General features: G+C 50.3%; 17 protein-coding genes. 16 read left to right on the top strand and 1 reads right to left on the bottom strand.

What is annotated here, in order from left to right:
* The 14 genes from pseC to ACQUQU_RS11430 are packed head-to-tail and all read left to right on the top strand — an operon-like array spanning window position 1 to window position 12,620.
* A complete protein-coding gene (gene pseC, locus ACQUQU_RS11495; protein ID WP_430459829.1) occupies window positions 1-1,155 on the top strand; it encodes a UDP-4-amino-4,6-dideoxy-N-acetyl-beta-L-altrosamine transaminase in 1,155 nt (384 codons plus the stop codon).
* Window positions 1,152-1,850: a pseudaminic acid cytidylyltransferase gene (pseF, locus tag ACQUQU_RS11490; RefSeq protein ID WP_430459828.1), complete on the top strand. Its 699-nt coding sequence runs from the start codon at window positions 1,152-1,154 to the stop codon at window positions 1,848-1,850. Before pseC ends, pseF begins: the two co-directional genes overlap by 4 nt.
* The gene (pseG, locus tag ACQUQU_RS11485; RefSeq protein ID WP_430459827.1) at window positions 1,847-2,941 is read left to right on the top strand and encodes a UDP-2,4-diacetamido-2,4,6-trideoxy-beta-L-altropyranose hydrolase; all 1,095 of its coding nucleotides are present in this window, start codon (window positions 1,847-1,849) and stop codon (window positions 2,939-2,941) included. Before pseF ends, pseG begins: the two co-directional genes overlap by 4 nt.
* Window positions 2,934-3,449: a UDP-4-amino-4,6-dideoxy-N-acetyl-beta-L-altrosamine N-acetyltransferase gene (gene pseH / locus ACQUQU_RS11480; RefSeq protein ID WP_430459826.1), complete on the top strand. Its 516-nt coding sequence runs from the start codon at window positions 2,934-2,936 to the stop codon at window positions 3,447-3,449. Before pseG ends, pseH begins: the two co-directional genes overlap by 8 nt.
* Window positions 3,439-4,506 carry a pseudaminic acid synthase gene (pseI, locus tag ACQUQU_RS11475; protein WP_430459825.1) on the top strand — a complete coding sequence of 356 codons (1,068 nt, stop codon included), beginning with the start codon at window positions 3,439-3,441 and terminating at the stop codon, window positions 4,504-4,506. Before pseH ends, pseI begins: the two co-directional genes overlap by 11 nt.
* Window positions 4,503-5,480, top strand: a complete 978-nt coding sequence (locus tag ACQUQU_RS11470) for a Gfo/Idh/MocA family protein (RefSeq protein WP_430459824.1) — start codon at window positions 4,503-4,505, stop codon at window positions 5,478-5,480. Before pseI ends, ACQUQU_RS11470 begins: the two co-directional genes overlap by 4 nt.
* Window positions 5,464-6,756, top strand: a complete 1,293-nt coding sequence (locus ACQUQU_RS11465) for a DegT/DnrJ/EryC1/StrS family aminotransferase (RefSeq protein WP_430459823.1) — start codon at window positions 5,464-5,466, stop codon at window positions 6,754-6,756. Before ACQUQU_RS11470 ends, ACQUQU_RS11465 begins: the two co-directional genes overlap by 17 nt.
* 1 nt (window position 6,757) lies before the next feature.
* Window positions 6,758-7,303 (top strand): GNAT family N-acetyltransferase, encoded by a 546-nt coding sequence (locus ACQUQU_RS11460; protein ID WP_430459822.1) that lies wholly within the window; start codon window positions 6,758-6,760, stop codon window positions 7,301-7,303.
* Entirely contained in the window at window positions 7,281-8,168 is an 888-nt protein-coding gene (locus tag ACQUQU_RS11455; protein ID WP_430459821.1) for a hypothetical protein, read from the top strand. Before ACQUQU_RS11460 ends, ACQUQU_RS11455 begins: the two co-directional genes overlap by 23 nt.
* On the top strand, window positions 8,165-9,295 hold the full coding sequence (locus ACQUQU_RS11450) for an N-acetyl sugar amidotransferase (protein WP_430459820.1): 1,131 nt from the start codon (window positions 8,165-8,167) through the stop codon (window positions 9,293-9,295). Before ACQUQU_RS11455 ends, ACQUQU_RS11450 begins: the two co-directional genes overlap by 4 nt.
* Complete coding sequence (gene hisH, locus ACQUQU_RS11445) at window positions 9,295-9,906, top strand: imidazole glycerol phosphate synthase subunit HisH (protein ID WP_430459819.1); 612 nt, start codon at window positions 9,295-9,297, stop codon at window positions 9,904-9,906. Before ACQUQU_RS11450 ends, hisH begins: the two co-directional genes overlap by 1 nt.
* Window positions 9,899-10,672 (top strand): HisA/HisF-related TIM barrel protein, encoded by a 774-nt coding sequence (locus ACQUQU_RS11440; protein WP_430459818.1) that lies wholly within the window; start codon window positions 9,899-9,901, stop codon window positions 10,670-10,672. Before hisH ends, ACQUQU_RS11440 begins: the two co-directional genes overlap by 8 nt.
* Complete coding sequence (locus ACQUQU_RS11435; RefSeq protein WP_430459817.1) at window positions 10,669-11,853, top strand: N-acetyl sugar amidotransferase; 1,185 nt, start codon at window positions 10,669-10,671, stop codon at window positions 11,851-11,853. The genes ACQUQU_RS11440 and ACQUQU_RS11435 overlap by 4 nt, the downstream gene beginning before the upstream one ends.
* Window positions 11,850-12,620 carry a hypothetical protein gene (locus ACQUQU_RS11430; protein WP_430459816.1) on the top strand — a complete coding sequence of 257 codons (771 nt, stop codon included), beginning with the start codon at window positions 11,850-11,852 and terminating at the stop codon, window positions 12,618-12,620. Before ACQUQU_RS11435 ends, ACQUQU_RS11430 begins: the two co-directional genes overlap by 4 nt.
* A 14-nt stretch (window positions 12,621-12,634) precedes the next feature.
* Here the strand turns inward: ACQUQU_RS11430 and ACQUQU_RS11425 are convergent, their stop codons facing one another.
* Entirely contained in the window at window positions 12,635-14,695 is a 2,061-nt protein-coding gene (locus ACQUQU_RS11425; protein ID WP_430459815.1) for a motility associated factor glycosyltransferase family protein, read from the bottom strand.
* A 288-nt stretch (window positions 14,696-14,983) separates the two neighbouring features.
* Here ACQUQU_RS11425 and ACQUQU_RS11420 point away from each other — a divergent pair, with 288 nt between their 5' ends.
* A complete protein-coding gene (locus tag ACQUQU_RS11420; RefSeq protein ID WP_430459814.1) occupies window positions 14,984-18,166 on the top strand; it encodes a flagellin in 3,183 nt (1,060 codons plus the stop codon).
* A gap of 65 nt (window positions 18,167-18,231) precedes the next feature.
* A complete protein-coding gene (locus tag ACQUQU_RS11415; protein WP_430459813.1) occupies window positions 18,232-18,615 on the top strand; it encodes a flagellar protein FlaG in 384 nt (127 codons plus the stop codon).
* Window positions 18,616-18,689: the final 74 nt, after the last annotated feature.

Below are 18,689 nucleotides of genomic sequence, written 5' to 3'. Positions count from 1 at the left end.
ATGATTCCGTACGGGAAACAGGATATTTCCGCAGACGACATCGCCGCCGTTGTGGACGTCCTGCAGTCAGATTTTCTGACGCAGGGGCCGGCGGTACCGGCCTTCGAGCAGGCGATTAAACAGCACTGCGGTGTCGGGCATGCCGTGGCGGTAAACAGTGCCACCTCGGCGTTGCATCTGGCTTGCCTTGCACTGGATGTCGGGCCGGGCAAGCGGGTGTGGACGTCACCCATTACGTTCGTTGCTTCTGCCAACTGTGCGCTCTATTGCGGCGCCGAGGTGGATTTCGTCGATATTGATCCGCATACCTATAACCTCAGTGTCGAGCAGCTTGAGAAAAAGCTGACGGACGCCGAACGCGCCGGCCGCTTACCCGACGTTGTGATACCGGTACATCTGGCCGGCCAGAGCTGTGACATGCGCGCCATTCATGCGCTGGCGCAGCGTTACGGCTTCCGCATTATTGAAGATGCTTCCCATGCGATTGGCGCCGGTTACGAAGGCCTTCCGGTCGGTTCCTGTACCTTCAGTGATATTGCGGTATTCAGTTTTCATCCGGTGAAAATAGTGACCACAGGCGAGGGCGGTTGCGCCGTCACACGTTCGCAGACGCTGGCTGAAAAAATGGCATTATTGCGTTCCCATGGCATTACCCGCGATACGGATAGAATGACACAGCCTGCCCACGGCGGTTGGTATTACCAGCAAATTGCGCTTGGGTTTAATTACCGTATGACCGAACTGCAGGCAGCGCTGGGTGCCAGTCAGATGACACGTTTGCCTGAGTTTGTCCGCCGGCGCCGTCAGCTGGCAGCTCAATACAATGCGTTATTGCAGGATCTGCCGCTTACCTTGCCACGTCAGGCCGACAATACTCAGTCAGCCTGGCACCTCTATATTCTGCGCCTGCAAACTGAAAATGCGGAGCAGCATGCGGCTGTGTTTGAGCGTCTTCGCCAGAGCGGTATCGGCGTGAACCTGCATTACATCCCTGTGCATACCCAACCCTATTATCAGGCGCTTGGCTTTCGGTGGGGCGATTTTCCCGAGGCAGAGCGGTATTACCGTCAGGCCATCAGTATTCCTCTGTATCACGCCATGACGGATGAACAGCAAGCGCAAGTCGTTCGCACGCTGACGGAGGTGCTGCTATGAGTCGTCTGGCGGTGATTCCTGCGCGTGGTGGCAGTAAACGCATTCCGGGTAAAAATATCCGTTTGTTTGCCGGAAAACCCATGATTGTGTGGTCGATTGAAGCGGCTCTGCGCAGTGGTATTTTTGACCGGATCATTGTGTCGACCGATGACGAGGCCATTGCGGAAGTGGCCAGACATGCCGGTGCCGACGTGCCTTTTATGCGCCCACCGGAATTATCGGATGACCACACGGCGACGATTCCTGTGATTGCTCACGCTATCGAGGCTATGAGCGAACTTGGGTTTGAGGCAACGGACATCTGCTGTCTTTACGCCACCGCACCGTTTGTCTCCGCCGGGGATATTCAGCAGGCATACAAGGCATTCACTGCAGGAAGCTGGCGCTATTGTTTTACCGTGACCGATTTTCCAGCACCGGTTTTCCGATCATTTGAAATTCTTGAAAACGGCAGTGTGCAGATGTTCTGGCCGGAGAATTTTGCCAAACGATCTCAGGATTTACCGCAAGCCTACCACGATGCCGGTCAGTTCTATTGGGGAAAGAGAGAAGCCTGGTTGTCGGGCGATAAATTATTTGCCGAATACGCTCACGGATTCCGCATTCCACGCTGGCGTGTACAGGACATCGATACGCCGGAGGACTGGGAACGGGCTGAGCTTATGGCTCCTGCGATTCTTCGGGGTGAACCTTGAAGGTTGCTTTCCGTTGCGATGCCTCGACTAAGATTGGCACCGGTCATGTAATGAGGTGTTTGACGCTGGCGGGGGAGCTAAAGCAACGGGGGCATGAGTGCCGGTTTCTTTGCCGCGAACAGCCAGGTCATCTGATCAAATTGATTCAAGAACTTGGCTATATGGTGGATGTTTTACCTGTCAGCCTGATCGTTGGTTCTGCGTCAGGTCATCTCACTCACGCAGACTGGCTTGGTTGTAGCCAGCAACAGGATGCGGAGCAATGCCGGGGCTATCTTGAGGCCTTTGTCCCGGATTGGATGGTTGTCGATCACTATGCGCTGGATGCCGAGTGGGAAAGAGCGTTAGAACATTCTGCTCGTTACAGCCTGGTTATTGATGACCTCGCCGACCGTGCACATTGCTCTGATGTACTGCTGGATCAGAATGCAGGACGCCGGATTGACGACTATAAACAGTGGGTTTCTGCAGGTTGTCAGCTGCTTATCGGTCCTGAATTTGCGTTGCTTCGTCCAGAATTCAGGCAGTGGCGTGCAGAGAGTCTGAATTATAGAAAAAACTCCGAGCTTCGCCGTCTTATGATCAGTTTTGGTGGGGTAGATAAAGATAACTTTACCGGGCGGACACTTGCGGTACTTTCAGAATTGAGTTTTTCCACCCAACTTGAAGTGACTGTAGTGATTGGGCATAGCTCCCCTTGGCGCCAGCAGGCAGAGAAAGCAATAGCTGGTTTTCGCGGTGTGGGGAAGGTGGTGTCTGGCATCAGCAATATGGCCGAGTTGTTATCGTCGACGGATTTTGTGATTGGTGCCTGCGGATCTTCAGCCTGGGAGCGCTGCTGTCTTGGCGTACCTTCATTGGTGTTTGTCAGCGCTGATAATCAACAGATTATCGCCCATGGTTTGAGTGAGCGGAAGGCTGCGTTGACGGCAGATTGCGCGAATATCGAAACCGTTGTGACCGAAACGTTGACTGAGATTTATCGCAATCCTCACGATCTTCTTGCTATAAGTCAGGCGGCATCGACTGTGTGCTCAGGGTCAGGGGCTGGTCTGGTTGCTGATCAAATGGAGATCATGAGGCATGGCTGAGGTTCGTTATATGAAAGAGGCGGATCTGGAACAAGTGCTCCGTTGGCGAAATCATCCAGATATACGCAGCAAGATGTACACACAGCACGAAATCAGCTGGGAAGAACATGCCCGCTGGTTCGAAAGAACAAAGTCAGATGAAAACGTTCATTTGTTGATTTATGAAGACCCTGAGCCACTGGGTTTTATCAGCTTCAAAAGTAGTGTGAATCAGGCAGAGGCGGTCTGGGGTTTTTATGTGGCACCGGATGCACCAGCGGGAACCGGTGTAAGAATGGGTCATAGTGCACTGGATTTTGCGTTTTCTGAATTAGGTTATGAAGTGATTAAAGGTGAGGTAATCAGCTTTAATCGGCGTTCTTCCGGCTATCACGAAAAACTGGGTTTTACCCGTCACGGAAAACTGGTCGGCAAGTATCAGGAAAACGAGAAATCTTATGACATTGAGCAATTCTGCCTGACTGCTCAGCAATGGAATAAAATCCGGGGTATGTATCATGGTGAATAAAACTCCGACCATTTCGATTAATGGCCGGCGCATCTCTGTTCTGGATGAACCCTATGTTATTGCCGAAATGTCGGCAAACCATAACGGCCAGCTAAACACAGCCATTCGGATCATGGATGAAGCCCGGCTGGCCGGTGCTGATGCTGTCAAATTACAGACCTATACAGCTGATACAATTACCATAAATTGCGACAGTGAAGACTTTCAGATTCATGGTGGTCTGTGGGATGGGAAGAGTCTCTACGAATTATATAGAGAAGCTCATATGCCCTGGGATTGGCATAAACCCCTGTTCGAACATGGACGTAAAACCGGCATAACCGTCTTCAGCTCCCCTTTTGATACCACGGCCGTTGATCTGCTGGAGGACCTGAACGCGCCAGCCTATAAGATTGCCTCATTTGAGGCCGTGGACCTGCCGCTCATCCGGTACGCTGCATCCACAGGAAAGCCTATGATTATTTCTACAGGTATGGCCAGTGAGATTGAAATAGCGGAAGCGGTCGATGCAGCCCGTAGTGCTGGTTGTCGTGAACTTGCGCTTTTGCACTGTGTCAGCGGCTATCCTGCGCCCGCTGAGGATTACAATCTGCGCACCTTGAGTGACATGATTGACCGATTTGGTCTGGTCACCGGATTGTCTGACCACACACTTGATAATACAACGGCGATCGGCAGCGTTGCTCTTGGGGCCTCTATTATTGAAAAGCATTTTACGCTGGACCGGCACGGAGGCGGTCCGGACGACAGTTTTTCGCTGGAGCCTGCTGATCTTAAAGCACTTTGCCAGGATGCCAGAATCCTGTGGCATGCTTTAGGCAAGGTTGATTACGGCTGTAAAAACAGTGAAAAGCCAAACCTGAAGTTTCGTCGCTCTGTTTATGTCGTGAAGGACATTAAAAAGGGAGAGATTTTCACGTCTGAAAATCTTCGTACGATTCGTCCTGGTTATGGTTTGCCTCCCGCAGACCTTGAAAAGGTTCTTGGTTGTTGCGCCAGTGAGGACATTGACCGAGGTACGGCTCTCAGCTGGTCTGTAGTGGATAAGCTATCATGACAACAGATGTTCTTATCGTCGGTTGTGGGAAGATTGCCGGCGGCTATGATGAGGGAAGATCAGAATCTGATTTTGCTCTTAGCCACGCCGCTGCTTATCGCAAGATTCCTTCAGTACGCCTAATGGCTTGCGTAGATCCGGATGAGCAGGCACTTCTGCACTTTTCGAAATTCTGGAACGTCGAAAATCCCTATGCTTCGGTTTCGGCGATACCGCAAGAATCCCACTTTTCTGTTGTCAGTATCTGTACTCCGACTGACAGGCATGCCGAGTCGGTGTCACAGTGTTTTCGCTTCAAGCCAAACGTTATTTTTCTGGAAAAGCCGATTGCTACTACGGCCTCTGAAGCGATGAAGGTGATTTCCCAATGTCAGCAGGCAGGCGTAGCACTGATCGTCAATTACAGCAGACGCTGGGATTTGGCTTTGACAGATTTCATTAATGCTCTGCAAGAAGGGCAGTACGGTCCGGTACGTAAAATCGTTGGCTATTATACCCGTGGGCTGCTGAATAATGGTTCGCACCTGCTGGAAATATTACTGCGTATGCTGGGGCCTTTAAACGTTGAGTTTGCCACTCTGGCGGGCAAGGGTTCCGGTGTTTTAGACCCGGATATCGATGCCGTTATGACCAGTGAAAAGGGAATTTCCGTTCACTTGGTGAGCACTGATGCGGAAGATTTTGCTCGCTTTGAAATGGACATACATACGGCGAATGCTGAAATCCGTATGCTGGATGGTGGTCTTCGTTGGGAGGTGCGGAAAGTACAGGACCATCCGGAATATGCCGGATATCGGAAGCTCGGTGTAGCAGAGCCGGTGGCCGGACAGTATATGCCTGTGATGGAGCGTGCAATTTCTCAGGTCCTTGCGGAGGCCGGCGGAGATGCCGACTATTCATCGGCAATGGATGCACTCGCTGTACAGGTTCTTTGTGAAACAATAACTGGAGCAGCTCATGAAAAACGCTTCTGAGGTCGTCGGTGAAATTGCTCTGAGGGGAGGGGTTCCAGTAATAAAGGCCCCATTCCGGAGGTACAACAGTCTGGGTAAAGAAGAGCAGGTCGCCGTACAGGCGGTAATGGAATCCGGAGTATTGTCCCAGTTTCTGGGGTGCTGGCATGAGGATTTCTACGGTGGCAGCAAGGTCCGTGAGTTCGAAGCCGACTGTGCCCGCTTCTTCGGGGTTAAGCACGCCATTACCGTGAATTCCTGGACATCCGGACTGATTGCCGCCGTCGGCGCACTGGATATTGAACCGGGGGACGAAATTATTGTGACGCCCTGGACCATGTGTGCGAGCGCGACGGCTATTCTGCACTGGAATGCCATTCCTGTGTTTGCCGATATCGATCCGAAAACCTTCAATCTGGATCCCGAATCTGTCCGGGCCAATATCACAGAAAAAACCCGTGCCATTATGGCCGTGGATATTTTCGGCTTGTCAGCGGATATGCAGGCTTTGCGTGCGCTTGCCGATGAATTCAATCTCAAAATTATTTCCGATACAGCGCAGGCGCCGGGTGCCCGATATGGTGAACACTACGCCGGCACACTGGCTGATATTGGCGGCTACAGCCTGAATTACCACAAGCATATTCACACCGGCGAAGGTGGTGTTCTGGTGACCAACGATGATCAGCTGGCAGAACGGCTGAAGCTGATCCGCAACCATGCTGAGGCGGTGATTCCGGGTATGGGCGAAAGGCCGCTGAACAATATGCTGGGTTACAACTTCAGGCTTGGCGAAATTGAATGCGCCATTGGCATTGAACAATTGAAAAAGCTGCCGGCTCTGGTGGCATCCCGTCAGCGGCTGGCCGAGCGTTTGTCGGCCGGCCTCAGGGATCTGACTGGGCTGACGGTGCCGTTTGTTCCTGACGGCAGCACTCATGTGTATTACATGTACCCCCTGCTGGTGGATGATGCGCAGACGGGGTGTTCCAAGGAGCATCTGGCGGAAGCGCTGCGGGCCGAAGGTGTCGAGATTTCCACTCGCTATCAGAATGTGCACCTGCTGCCTATGTATCAGAAGAAAATGGCCTATGGCTCGCACGGCTTCCCCTGGTCTGCCGATTTCGCCAGACAGGATGTCAATTATATAAAGGGTATTTGCCCGGTTGCTGAGGATTACAACGACCATCGCTACATGGGCTTCGGACTGTGTGTGTACGATCTTTCTGAAGCGGATATTGATCTGATCATTACGGCGTTCCGGAAGGTCTGGAATGCTTTGGTCAAGAGTGCGTGATATGAGCTTTAAGCAGCAATTGCTGGCGGCGCTGCCATTCTGTGATGGATCCATCACCGTTGAATGTTTTGGTTCTGATCATCTTCAGGAGCGTTATGTCGGCTGGTTGAACGACGCCGAGGTCGTGCGTTTCAGCAATCAACGTTTCGTTACGCATACGCTGGCTTCCTGCGCACAGTTTTACAGCAGCATTAAATTGTCTTCCGGTGTATTTCTCGCCGTCTCCCACAATGAACTTGGCTATATAGGTACCATGACGGTGTATTTCAGTCCGCACCATGGCACCGCTGATATTGGCATTCTGATTGGGGACAAAAGGTGCTGGGGGAAAGGCGTCGGGCTTAGCGCCTGGCGCCTTGTACTTGAGACGGTTGGCGCACTGCCTGGGTTGCGTAAAGTCACTGCGGGAACGCTGGCCTGTAATATCGGCATGCTGTCAGTGATGGAGCGTTCAGGCATGGAACCTGATGGCATTCGCGCCGGGCAGGAACTGGTAAACGGAACCCCTGTGGATATTCACTACTATGCCAAATTCTTCCATCACTGATCTTCAGCGCTGTGCCGTTGTCGCTCACGATGCCGGAGCCGCCAATCAGCTATTGAGCTGGATTGCAGCAGGAGATATTCAGGCTGAGCATTTCCGTTTTTCACTGACTGGCCCCGCGCAGGAGATCGCTGTGCGCATGGGGCTGGAATTTCACAACGAATCTCTGGCTCAGGCGCTGGATGGATGCACGACTTTGTTGGCCGGCACAGGCTGGTCAAGTGAGCATGAAAAGCAGGCGATGGAAATGGCCTGCGAGCGGAAAATTCCTGTATTCGCGGTATTTGATCATTGGGTGAATTACCGGATGCGACTCGAATGGCACGGCAAAACGTTGCCGGTGAGCGGCATTTTGGTTGCAGATTCCTATGCCGATGAATTGGCAAAGCGTGAATTTCCCGAAATTGAGGTTCTCCAGCTGGCAGACCGGTATCTGATCAACCAGATCCGGGGTATTCAGAATCCACCGGCTGAATGTGACGTTGTTCTGTTTCTGATGGAGCCGGTGCGGGTCCAGTGGCCCGGTGTTGATCAGGCTGGCGAGTTTTTTGCTTTTGATTACTTTTGCAGCCATCGCGCGGTGCTGGGTATCCATGATGAACAGCCGATCGTTCTGCGACCGCATCCGTCCGATTCTGTGGATAAATACAAGGTGCTTTTGCAGCGTTACCCGAATGTTCGGGTTGAAAATAGCGCGACTCTGGCAGAACAAATTTCACAGGCCGACATCGTCGTTGGTCTGCAGAGCTACGCCATGGTCGTCGCCTTGGCGGCCGGACGACGGGTGATTTCCGTATTACCGCCGCAGGCACCACCGGCTGTTTTACCGCACGCTGGTATCGAATATCTGAGAGACTTTTGCCAATGAAATACTGTACCCATTGTCTTCAGCCAGATACACGTCCAAACACTCTGTTTACCCCCGAGGGAATTTGTCCCGCTTGCCACTATTTCTTTCAATTGGAGCACGTGGATTGGGAAGAACGGTACGGCATTCTGCTGGATTTGGTCAGCCGCTACAAAGGTCGGGGAAAGCAACCTTTTGATTGCATCATCGGGGTTAGTGGCGGAAAGGACAGTACACGCCAGGCTCTGTTTGTTCGCGACAAGTTGGGTATGAACCCTCTGCTTGCCTGCCTGACATACCCGCCAGAGCAGGTAACAGAGCGTGGCGTCGACAATATTTCCCAGTTAATCAATCTGGGCTTTGACTGCGTGATTTCAGCTCCGGCTCCAGGCACATGGCGTGATCTGATTCGTCACAGTTTTTCTCGATTCACTAATTGGGCTAAACCGACAGAGCTTGCGTTGTTCAGTTCTGTGCCACAGTTGGCGATTCAGTACGGAATTGAGCTCATTTTTTGGGGAGAAAACCCAGGGCTTCAGCTTGGTGATCTGAAAACATTGGGAAAGACCGGGTATGACGGGAATAACCTGAGAAATATGAATACCCTTGCCGGCGGTGCGATGGATTGGATATTGGAAATGCACGGTGATAACGGTGATCTGATTCCGTACCGTTACCCGAGCCTTGAAGAGTTTGAGAAGCACAATATCTCAATTGTGTATCTTGGCTGGTTCTTGGGCGACTGGTCGCTGGTTAACAATGCCCGGTATTCCTGTCTGGAGGGACTGCAGATCAGGGAAGACGGAGTGGAAAATACCGGCGATCTTTATGGTGTTACTTCGTTGGACGAAGACTGGGTAACGCTTAATCAGATGATTAAATACTACAAGTTTGGTTTTGGCAGGGTCACCGATTACCTCAATGAGGAAATAAGGCTGGGAAGAATTAAAAGGGATGCCGGTATTGAGTTAGCGCAACGCTACGATTCGGCATGCGGTGACCAGTATATCCAATCGTTCTGTGAGTATATTGGTATTGATACGTCTGCTTTTTGGCAGCAGGTACGGAGTTCTGTTAATCAAAACCTTTTTGACATTCGTCCCGATGGCAATATCGTCCCGAAATTCCGTGTGGGTGAGGGGCTTTGATGAAGAAAGCAATCGGCATCATTGATTACGGCGCTGGAAACCTATCCTCTGTGTCCGGATGCTTCCAGAGACTGGGTTATCATACACGCATCGTGAACAGTCCGGATGGTTGGTATGGCATTGATGCCATGATTCTGCCAGGGGTTGGCGCTTTTGGATCCGCCATGCATGCACTTTCTGAGGGAGGCTTTTGCGACGAGCTGAATGTCTGGGTTCAGGAAGGGAAGCCGCTGCTCGGCATATGTCTCGGAATGCAGCTTTTTGCTGATATTTCCTACGAGTTTGGCACCACTGCCGGTTTAGGATTCATCCCCGGTGTGGTGAAACCAATTGCGGATCCTGCGTGGCACATTGGCTGGAATAGTCTGGCTTTTCATGATCGTGCTCCTATGGGGTTAAAGCGCCAGGATGGTGGCGAGGTCTATTTCAATCATTCCTTTGAGTTTCATACGGCTGATGAGCATATATTGGGTGTCACTGATATAGGTCGTCCCTTGGTTGCGATTATCCGCAATGCCAATGTTGTTGGTGTTCAGTTTCATCCGGAAAAAAGCCAACTGTGCGGCATGAAGGTTATGAGTACGCTCCTGGAGGATATGCTGGATGCTTAAAAAACGTCTGATAGGTGTCATTACTGTTCGCAATAATATGGCCGTTCAGTCTTTTTCTTATCAACGGTATCTGCCGTTGGGAAAGCCTGAGTATCTGGTGGAGAATCTTGATCGTTGGGGTGTGGATGAAATTCTGATTCAGGTGACCGACCGCCAGAATCATGGGCCGGATCTGGCACTGATTCGCAGGTTGAGTGCCTTAAAAGCGGCAACTCCAATCTGTTACGGTGGCGGAATCCGCAATGAGCATGATGCGGCCGCCGTGATACATGCGGGAGTTGAACGGGTGTCTGTTGATGCACTGTTGCATGACAATCCGGAGCAGGTCCGCTCGATTGCTCAGTTGATCGGTGCTCAGGCGGTCATTCTATCTTTGCCCATCAGTATGAGTAGTGGTAGGCCGCAATGGTTTGATTACCGGGATAAACGACTGAAAAGCCTCGGGTCGGATATCTTATCTCTGATGACTGATCGCATGGCATCAGAGATTCTGCTCACAGACGCTGACAATGAAGGTGGAAAAGACAGCTTCACTGATCAGGTATTGAACTTTGCCCAAGAGCTGCCTCTGCCGCTCATTGTGTTTGGGGGGGTTACCTCACCTGAGCAACAGAGAGGCTTGCTTGAACAAGAAAACATTGCCGCTGTAGCAGTTGGCAACGCATTGAGTTATGCAGAGCATGCGGTGCAGAAAATGAAGCAGCTATGTGACAGTGTGCAGCTCAGAGCGGCCGGGTATCAGATGGGATCTGGAGGATGGGTATGACGCCATTGGTTTGTAAGCGTTGTCTTTATACCAGTGATCATCCTTTAGGGGTGTACATTGACGATCAGGGTATCTGTAGTGGCTGTCGGATTCATGAAGAAAAGGACAGCCTTGACTGGGCGTTTCGTTGGAGTCGCTTGGAAAAGCTGGTTAAACCGTATCGATCAACAGATCGTCGAAACTACGACTGCATAGTGCCTGTATCTGGCGGGCAGGACAGTTACTTCATTCTCCATATTGTCAAAGAGCGGCTTAAGCTTAATCCGTTGTTAGTAACTTATAACAAGTATTGGAATACGCCGGTTGGGATTCGCAATTTGGCCAATCTTCGTATTCGCTTCAATTGCGATATTCTGATACAGAATGTGAATCCGGTGTCCGTCAAAAAGATTGTGAAAGAAACGATCCGACAGCTCGGTAGCATCTATTGGCACTGTATTGCCGGGCAGACGGTATTTCCTGTTCAGACAGCAGTTCGTTACAAGATCCCTCTGATCATATGGGGAGCTCATCAAGGTGTTGAGCAGGTTGGTATGTTTTCTCATGAGCATGAAGTGGAGATGACGCGGCGGTACCGGAAGGAACATGACCTGATGGGGCAGGAAGCTGACGATCTGGTTACGCATTTTAATACGTTAACAGAATCAGACATCTGGCAGTATCGATACCCAGATGATGGTGCGCTTAATGAGGTTGGTGTCCGGGGAATTTATCTCGGCAATTTTATACGTTGGGATCCATTGGCTCAGCATCGGCAAATGGTTGATATGCATGACTATCAAGCCGCTCGCTTTACCCGGACATTTGATATTTACGATTATGTTGATTGCTTCAATTATATGAATATCCATGATCGGATCAAAATCAAGAAGCACGGATTTTCCAAGGTGACGGACCATGCCTGCAGGGAAATACGCCATGGTCGTTTGTCCAGAGAACATGCGGTCGATTTAGTACGATATTACGAGATGCAGCCTTCGTTGTCGGATTCTATGTTCTTTGATTGGTTGGGCGTCGATAGTCGATCGTTTGACTTTTCTCTGGATTCTGTATGTGGACACGATATCGATTTTAAATCTGAAGGTTGCATGTCTGATTTCTATCCGGAAGCAAATGATTCGCTAGGAGTTTTTGATCAAAACTCCGGATATATAACCATTGGTAAAGGTTGGCCGGTATGACTTTATCCGTCGTCGATAGATCGAAGAATGAACTTCTTATTCAACAGATTCTTAGTTGTGAAGACCTTTGTGTGGTTCTCAGGAATCGTTACGGCGATGAATATGTAGAAAGCTATCAGCTACCGGTTGTTATGCTGTCTGGAGATAGATTCTGGGCAAAATTTCATAATGTTCATCCCATCGATAGTGGTGTTAATGATGTTCTGATTCCAGGTGTTGGTGCGTATGCTTACAATAATTACTGCAAGGTTGTTGCATGCTGTTATATGTCACAGACCATGGAGAGGTATTATTCTTCCGATGCCTATTCGAGTGTTGTGTTTCGCTGTCGTGGTCAATACGAAAAAGTATGGTCGTCCGAATATGAGTCAGATTTCGATTCATTGCGTCGGGCGGTTCTTGATGGTCGTAGAGTCAAGATAAAGATAGAGGATAATGATTCATATACCTATATCATGCTGTGCCATACCATAGAGGTTTATGACGATAAGTTTTCTCTCGAAACCGAATTTGATGCTATTCCTATGCGCTTGAGGTTTTTCAGCTATTTTGAGGATCTTGAGGCTCAATTTGCTGCGGTTGAAGCGGAGTATACGGCACCTAATTACCCGGCTACTAACTATGCTAAAACTCAGTTTTATACGCTAAATTTTCTGTTTCACAGTGATGGCAATCACCTTGTTCGTCGATTCTTTGGTGAGGCAGGAAGTCCTTTTAGCGGAAGTAAGATGGGTTATCAGCGAGTTGAGTTGTGGGTGGAATGCTGAGCATTCCACCGTTGTTATTTGTTTTCAACCGTCATGTTCACCCATGGGTCATCATCCAGTGACATATCGTGATAAAGGATGAACTCCATTTCTTCACGCAGCCGGCGGTGGTGTTCTTTCAGCCAGTCTTCGCATTTGTTAACTACGAAAGCCAGTTCCTCTTCGCTGCGTGAGCTCAGCGCGTACGTGAAATACATGGAAAGAAAGAGCCAGATCTGCCCTCGGATAAAGTAGTAGAGGTATCCTTTCTTTTCATGGATGTGTCGTGATATCAGGTTGTTCATCATGAAAATGCTGCCGGATACGTTCTTGAGAGATAAGTCCTTTACGATTTTCCGTTGCAGAATCTCGAATACATAGTCCACAAATTCAATGAGTGTGTCTGATTTTTTGTTGATGGTTTCTTTTTCAAACGGTACCGAAAGGTTGTAAATGTCATTGGCAATTGAACTAGGCTGTATCTCGTTACTGATTCTTGATAAGGCCGCATCCATCATGTCCAATGGTAACCATTGGGTGTTTTTTATGCTGGCGCCGTCACTGCAGTTGAATACCTTGATTCCCTTGAGGTGGTTGAATTTTATGCATTCCTCAACCATTCGTTGGGATACAAAATACATGGGTTTGGTATCAATAAGCTGCCCATGAACGTCTGTGGTCTTTATGGTTTTTTCTATGTTGAAGTCGTTAGCGTCGCTCAGTACAGCTGATATTTCCGATTTGTCTTTGAAGTAGATTGACCCGGAAGCATGATGAGCATTTTTATCAATAAATCCAAAATCGGTACCAAAAAGGAATATATTTTTAACGCCGAGGTGACAGGCTATTGCAACGCCTGCGTTGGTGCAGGTGGGGGTTGTGTTCGAAATAATGTCTCTGTGGTTATCTACGAAAAGTTCGGATAAGGCTGTCGAGTCCTTAAAGTAGATGCAGCTGCGTTCGAACAGATTCAGGGCTCTCGGGTTTACCTGAGCGGATGCCAGCAGGATGATATCTTTCCTGAACTCCTCGGTTGTAGATTTTGATAATGCTTCATATACAACGTAATCGGACTCAAGTTCGACGTGAAAGTCGGGTTTAATACCGTAGCTGAACATAGTGCCGATGCTGGTGCCGCAGGATATGATCAGCAGCTGATCACGGTACTTTTTCAGATATTGGATGCGGTTATCCAGAGATGGTCCCGCTCCCACGATGGCGATGGATATGTTTGGATTGAGCCGGAACCTGCTGGGGAAAAAGGCTCTGGCATCGTGAAGAAGGTTTTGTCGGGCGTTATTGTACTGATTAATTTCATCATCATAGTGTCCCCATTGTTGCAGGTAGTTGATGATGTCTGCCCGGATTGTATCAATCACCTTCTGGTTGACCGGATCCATCAGATGGTTGTAAAACAGCGTGGCAAACGGGAAGTGGGGGCAATATTTGATCAGTTCATTCCAGAGAATGCCCTTCAGTATATGTTGGTCATCTGTGTCCGCGATAATAAGCTGAATTGACGTCCCTTTATTGGGGTTAAATCTTTGATAGATTGCCTCCCAGTCGATGCAATATAAGCTGGTCAGGAAGCGGTCAAGTTTGTGTTCATAGATAATCAGGCTCCCGATATCACGCTGTTGTACGACGTTTTCGATATGAAAGCCCAGGCCAACTCCGGTGATCACCAGTAACGGATAGAACTCTGGCATCGGAATGTTCTGGTAGGGATCAATTTTCTTTTGAATAGTTTCTGACAGTTCTTTGAAGTGACGTGAACCAACGCGATCAAAAGAGAATATGTTGGCATCTGTGGCGATAAAGGGGGGTAATAAGCTCCCCGGACTCATCTGGGTCAGAAATTTGTTGGCTTCTTCCCGGCAGTAGTAACGCCCCTGGCTATGGTACCGGTAACTGCCCTGCTCAGTTACGTCGACCTCCAGATGCTCCGGATGTTTGACAATCTGCAGGTCACAATTGCTGAGCTTTTTGTCGTGTATCAGATTGTAAATACTGGGTTCTGTGCGCTTGAAGAAGGCTTCATTCTTGTTACGCAGTTGCTGCATTTCCTGTTGCAGGGTTTCGGCACTGATAGTCACTCTTTTGACCTCTTGGCTGGTTCATGCATGTGAAATGCAATATCCGAGCCAGCAACAGAGTTCTGTATCTCCAGCCGTGGCTGATTACTGCCACCGGACTGAGCCTTATTTCTCTAGCTAACTCTATGAAACTAAAGGACTTTCATTTTTTTGCTGAGCAAACACTAAAGTTCCTGCGGGGGTGGTCGTTAACCTGAGTGTAAGAACTGGTCAGCGTTCCGTCGAACCTACCTCACCTGCGGGTGAAAGCATGGCGGTGACGCAAGTCGAAACACAGGAGAAAGCGCCATGCCGCAAATTATTAACACGAATATTGCGTCCATCAACGCACAGCGGAACCTGGACAAATCCCAGTCCGCAAACCAACAGGCCTTGCAACGTCTGTCTTCAGGTCTGCGCATCAACAGCGCTAAAGACGACGCGGCTGGTCTTGCCATTTCCACCCGATTCACTTCCCAGATTAAAGGTCTGAACGTTGCTGTGCGTAACGCCGGTGACGGTATCGCTCTGGCCCAGACTGCTGAAGGTGCGCTGGGTTCTATGAACGACAACCTGCAGCGTATCCGCGAGCTGGCAGTGCAGTCTGCCAACGCCACCAACTCTGACGTTGACCGCGAGGCACTGCAGGCTGAGGTTGATCAGCTGGTTGCTGAGATTTCCCGTACCGCTGACGAGACCGACTTCAACGGCCGTAAACTGCTGGACGGTTCTTTCTCTGCAACCTTTCAGATTGGGGCCAATGCGGGCCAGACAGTCGACGTTTCTATTTCTGAGCTGACTGCCAGCAAACTGGGTTCTTCCAAAACAGCTGGCCTGAGCGCACAAGGTTCTGATAATGGCCTGCAAAACGGTGACCTGATCATCAATGGTGTCGCAATTTCGCCTTCGAACTCCGATGACGATACTGCTTCTGTTGATAATCAGGCCGCGAGTGCGATTGCGAAAGTGGCCGCCATCAACAGTAAATACGATGAAACTGGTGTTAAAGCGTTCGTAAATACCAATACCGTTTCCGGTAGCGAGATGGTTGCAAATGCCCTGAGCGGTAACATCATTCTGAACGGTGTGGAGATCAGTATCCAAACCACCACAGATGCGGCAACAACCCGTGCATCTGTCGCCCAGGCGATCAATGCCGTGGCCGAGCAAACCGGTGTGACAGCCATCAATACCGATTCCGATTCGCTGGGGGTTACTCTGGTTGCGGCTGATGGTCGTAACATCTCTCTCGGGGTTGATACCACCAATGGCTTTGGTTCTGCGACTCTGGCTGGTGTTGCGGAAGCGACTGGTCTGGCACTTGGCGCAAGCTACAACACGGTATCCAATACCGGTGACTACGAAACCTATGAGGGTGGCTACACTCTGGTAGCCGATGGTGATGTTAAGTCCATCGAAATCAGTGGTGGTGACGGTACCGGTAACGGTGATCTTAAAAATGCTGGCCTTACTGAAGGCAGCTACGACCGTGGTGTTGCTCAGGTTACGTCTATCGCACAGACAGAAACCACCAATGACTCGATCGGTAGTACCGCTTTCTTTGCGCTTGAAGGTTCCGGTACTGTGGTTGCGAACCAAACTTCTGGCTCAACTCACGATCTGTTCAATACCGCTGGTAACGAGATTCTGACCATCAGCGACGGCCAGGGTAATTCCGTGACTCTGGGGAGTGCGGGTAGCACCGTCGACATCGGTATTGCAAGTGGTGGTTTCGGTGCAGATAAGATCCGTGACGCGTTGAACTCCTTTACTGGTGTGTCCGCTACCGCCGAAACCAAAGTGACCCTCAGTGGTGCCAGTCTGATTGCACAGAGCGCGGGTTCTACTCTGAAGATCTATGACACCGGTACTGCAGGTACAGAACTGGCCTCAATCAGCTTCGCCGGTAATACCACATCCGATACGGCACAAACTATTGCAGCGCAAATCAATGCAATGACTACAGGTCTGGTTGCAACTGTGCTGGGTACTGCAGGTAACTCCGATGTTCAGATCGTGGATGTGAATGGTAATACCCTGAGCTTCAACCTGTTCAGTACGTCTGCGGGTGCTGGATCAATCAGCATGACGGTTAATGACCGTGCTGGTGGTACCTCTGCCGCGCTGTCCATTGCTGCTGGCTCCAGTGCCGCAAACTCTACCGGTAGTGCTGTGGTTGCGGTGGGCTATATCAAAGACATTGAAGTGGATGATCCGAATGTCGGTGAATTCTCTCTGACGTCCAATATGTCGCTGTCCAGCAGCTCAACAGCAACAGGCGCCAGTCTGGGCGTTATCACTACGTACCTGGCGACCAACGGTTCCTTGTCGTCTACCGCTACTACTGGTATCGCGGCCAATGACGTCGACGTGACGGCTGCCAGTGTGGCGATCACTCAGCCACTGACAGGTCTGGGTGACGGTGATCTGGTGATCAATGGCGTGAACATCGGTGCAGCTGACCCTACAACGGATACCAGCTCTGCTGTGAAAGACAGTGATGGCAACACCATTAAGTCTTCGCTGAAAGAAGCCTCTGGTATTGCAGTGGCAGCGGCTATCAATGCCGTGTCTGAAGAGACCGGTGTAACTGCGGTCGTCAATGAAACTGTGGTTGTTGGTGGTACTGGTGACAACTTCGATGATGGCTCTGGCGGTGGCGCAAGCTATATCGCTGGTGACTCGGGCAAGCTGTACATCAACGGTGTTGATCTCGGTACTGTTACTCTGCTGGATGATGGTACAGGTAAGATTGATGAAGGTCGTACCCGTCAAGCCACCATTGATCTGATCAATGCCAAGTCTGGTCAGACTGGTGTCACCGCTGAAGATAATGGTGAATCGATCACGCTGCGTGCAGCCGACGGTCGTAACATTTCGGTGGCGATCGACAATGATTCGGCGAATAACGTAGGTCGTGGTAACACCTTCGGTGCTCAGATTGGTCTTGACTCTGCGGTGGATGGCATTGGTGAGGCTGACATTGGTACCGGCACAAACTCCAACACGACCGGCGCCCGTGGTGTCGAAGTGGAAGGGGATGTGTATGAGACTACCTACTCCACAGTGACCTTGCAGTCTGCCAGTGAGATCACCATTCAGGGTGGTACCAATGGTGCGGATGAGCTGGAATCGCTTGGCTTCAGTGCTGGTTCTTTCGGTGGTGGTGAAAACGGTCAGTTCCTGACAGATATCGATATCACTACGTTCGAAGGTGCTCAGGCAGCGATCACCGCGATTGATAACGCGATTGGTCAGGTAGCCAGCCAGCGTGCGGACCTCGGTGCGATTCAGAACCGGATGGAATCTACAGTAAGTAACCTGCAGATCACCTCCGAGAACCTGAACTCTGCGAACTCACGGATTCAGGACGCTGACTTTGCCTCCGAAACCGCAGAGCTGTCACGTACTCAGGTGCTGCAGCAGGCTGGTATCTCGGTTCTGGCTCAGGCGAACGCCTCTGGTCAGCAAGTTCTGTCTCTCCTGGGTTAACAGGGAGCTGACGGGGGAGGGTAACCTCCCCCAGGCTGCGTAACTGAGTACCTGAGAGGTGATTTATGAACGAGCTGAAACTGAACGTAGTAGATAGCAGCGCTGTGTCACCCTCCGCCGTAAAGAACACTTACGGTAAGTTTGCCGGAGCGTCAGTGAAGGCAACGGATGCAACCAGCGGCAATAATTTGCCGGTGGTTGACGAAAAGGCTGCGGAACTGACCAAAGATCAGGTTCGTGATGCCGTTTCCCGCATCAATGAGTATGTACAGCAAAATGAACGTACACTGGATTTCCAGCTGGACGAAGACAGTGGTCAGACAGTAATCCGGGTCTATGATAAACACTCATCAGAGTTGATTCGTCAGATACCCAGTGAACTGGCTCTGGAGCTGGCGCAGAAATTGAATGATGAAGAACCAACTTTATTGTTCAGTGCCCAGGTCTGAAATTCATCCGGTTGGATAAACAACCCTTCAGAAAACCCTGCATTGGCCGATAAAGCCAGTACAGGGTTTTTTGT

The organism is Thalassolituus sp. LLYu03 (assembly GCF_050507655.1).
GTDB lineage: Bacteria > Pseudomonadota > Gammaproteobacteria > Pseudomonadales > Oceanobacteraceae > Venatoribacter.
Note: the sequence above shows the minus strand (reverse complement) of the source record. Positions and strands in the feature narration are given on the sequence as shown.

What these genes read in the sequence shown, in the direction of transcription:
- hisH (WP_430459819.1), top strand. Translation starts at nt 9,295, where the DNA reads ATGAAGAAAGCAATCGGCATCATTGATTACGGCGCTGGAAACCTATCC.
- ACQUQU_RS11465 (WP_430459823.1), top strand. Translation starts at nt 5,464, where the DNA reads ATGAAAAACGCTTCTGAGGTCGTCGGTGAAATTGCTCTGAGGGGAGGG.
- ACQUQU_RS11455 (WP_430459821.1), top strand. Translation starts at nt 7,281, where the DNA reads ATGCCAAATTCTTCCATCACTGATCTTCAGCGCTGTGCCGTTGTCGCT.
- ACQUQU_RS11430 (WP_430459816.1), top strand. Translation starts at nt 11,850, where the DNA reads ATGACTTTATCCGTCGTCGATAGATCGAAGAATGAACTTCTTATTCAA.
- pseF (WP_430459828.1), top strand. Translation starts at nt 1,152, where the DNA reads ATGAGTCGTCTGGCGGTGATTCCTGCGCGTGGTGGCAGTAAACGCATT.
- ACQUQU_RS11450 (WP_430459820.1), top strand. Translation starts at nt 8,165, where the DNA reads ATGAAATACTGTACCCATTGTCTTCAGCCAGATACACGTCCAAACACT.
- pseH (WP_430459826.1), top strand. Translation starts at nt 2,934, where the DNA reads ATGGCTGAGGTTCGTTATATGAAAGAGGCGGATCTGGAACAAGTGCTC.
- ACQUQU_RS11470 (WP_430459824.1), top strand. Translation starts at nt 4,503, where the DNA reads ATGACAACAGATGTTCTTATCGTCGGTTGTGGGAAGATTGCCGGCGGC.
- pseI (WP_430459825.1), top strand. Translation starts at nt 3,439, where the DNA reads ATGGTGAATAAAACTCCGACCATTTCGATTAATGGCCGGCGCATCTCT.
- ACQUQU_RS11415 (WP_430459813.1), top strand. Translation starts at nt 18,232, where the DNA reads ATGAACGAGCTGAAACTGAACGTAGTAGATAGCAGCGCTGTGTCACCC.
- pseC (WP_430459829.1), top strand. Translation starts at nt 1, where the DNA reads ATGATTCCGTACGGGAAACAGGATATTTCCGCAGACGACATCGCCGCC.
- ACQUQU_RS11420 (WP_430459814.1), top strand. Translation starts at nt 14,984, where the DNA reads ATGCCGCAAATTATTAACACGAATATTGCGTCCATCAACGCACAGCGG.
- ACQUQU_RS11440 (WP_430459818.1), top strand. Translation starts at nt 9,899, where the DNA reads ATGCTTAAAAAACGTCTGATAGGTGTCATTACTGTTCGCAATAATATG.
- ACQUQU_RS11435 (WP_430459817.1), top strand. Translation starts at nt 10,669, where the DNA reads ATGACGCCATTGGTTTGTAAGCGTTGTCTTTATACCAGTGATCATCCT.
- ACQUQU_RS11460 (WP_430459822.1), top strand. Translation starts at nt 6,758, where the DNA reads ATGAGCTTTAAGCAGCAATTGCTGGCGGCGCTGCCATTCTGTGATGGA.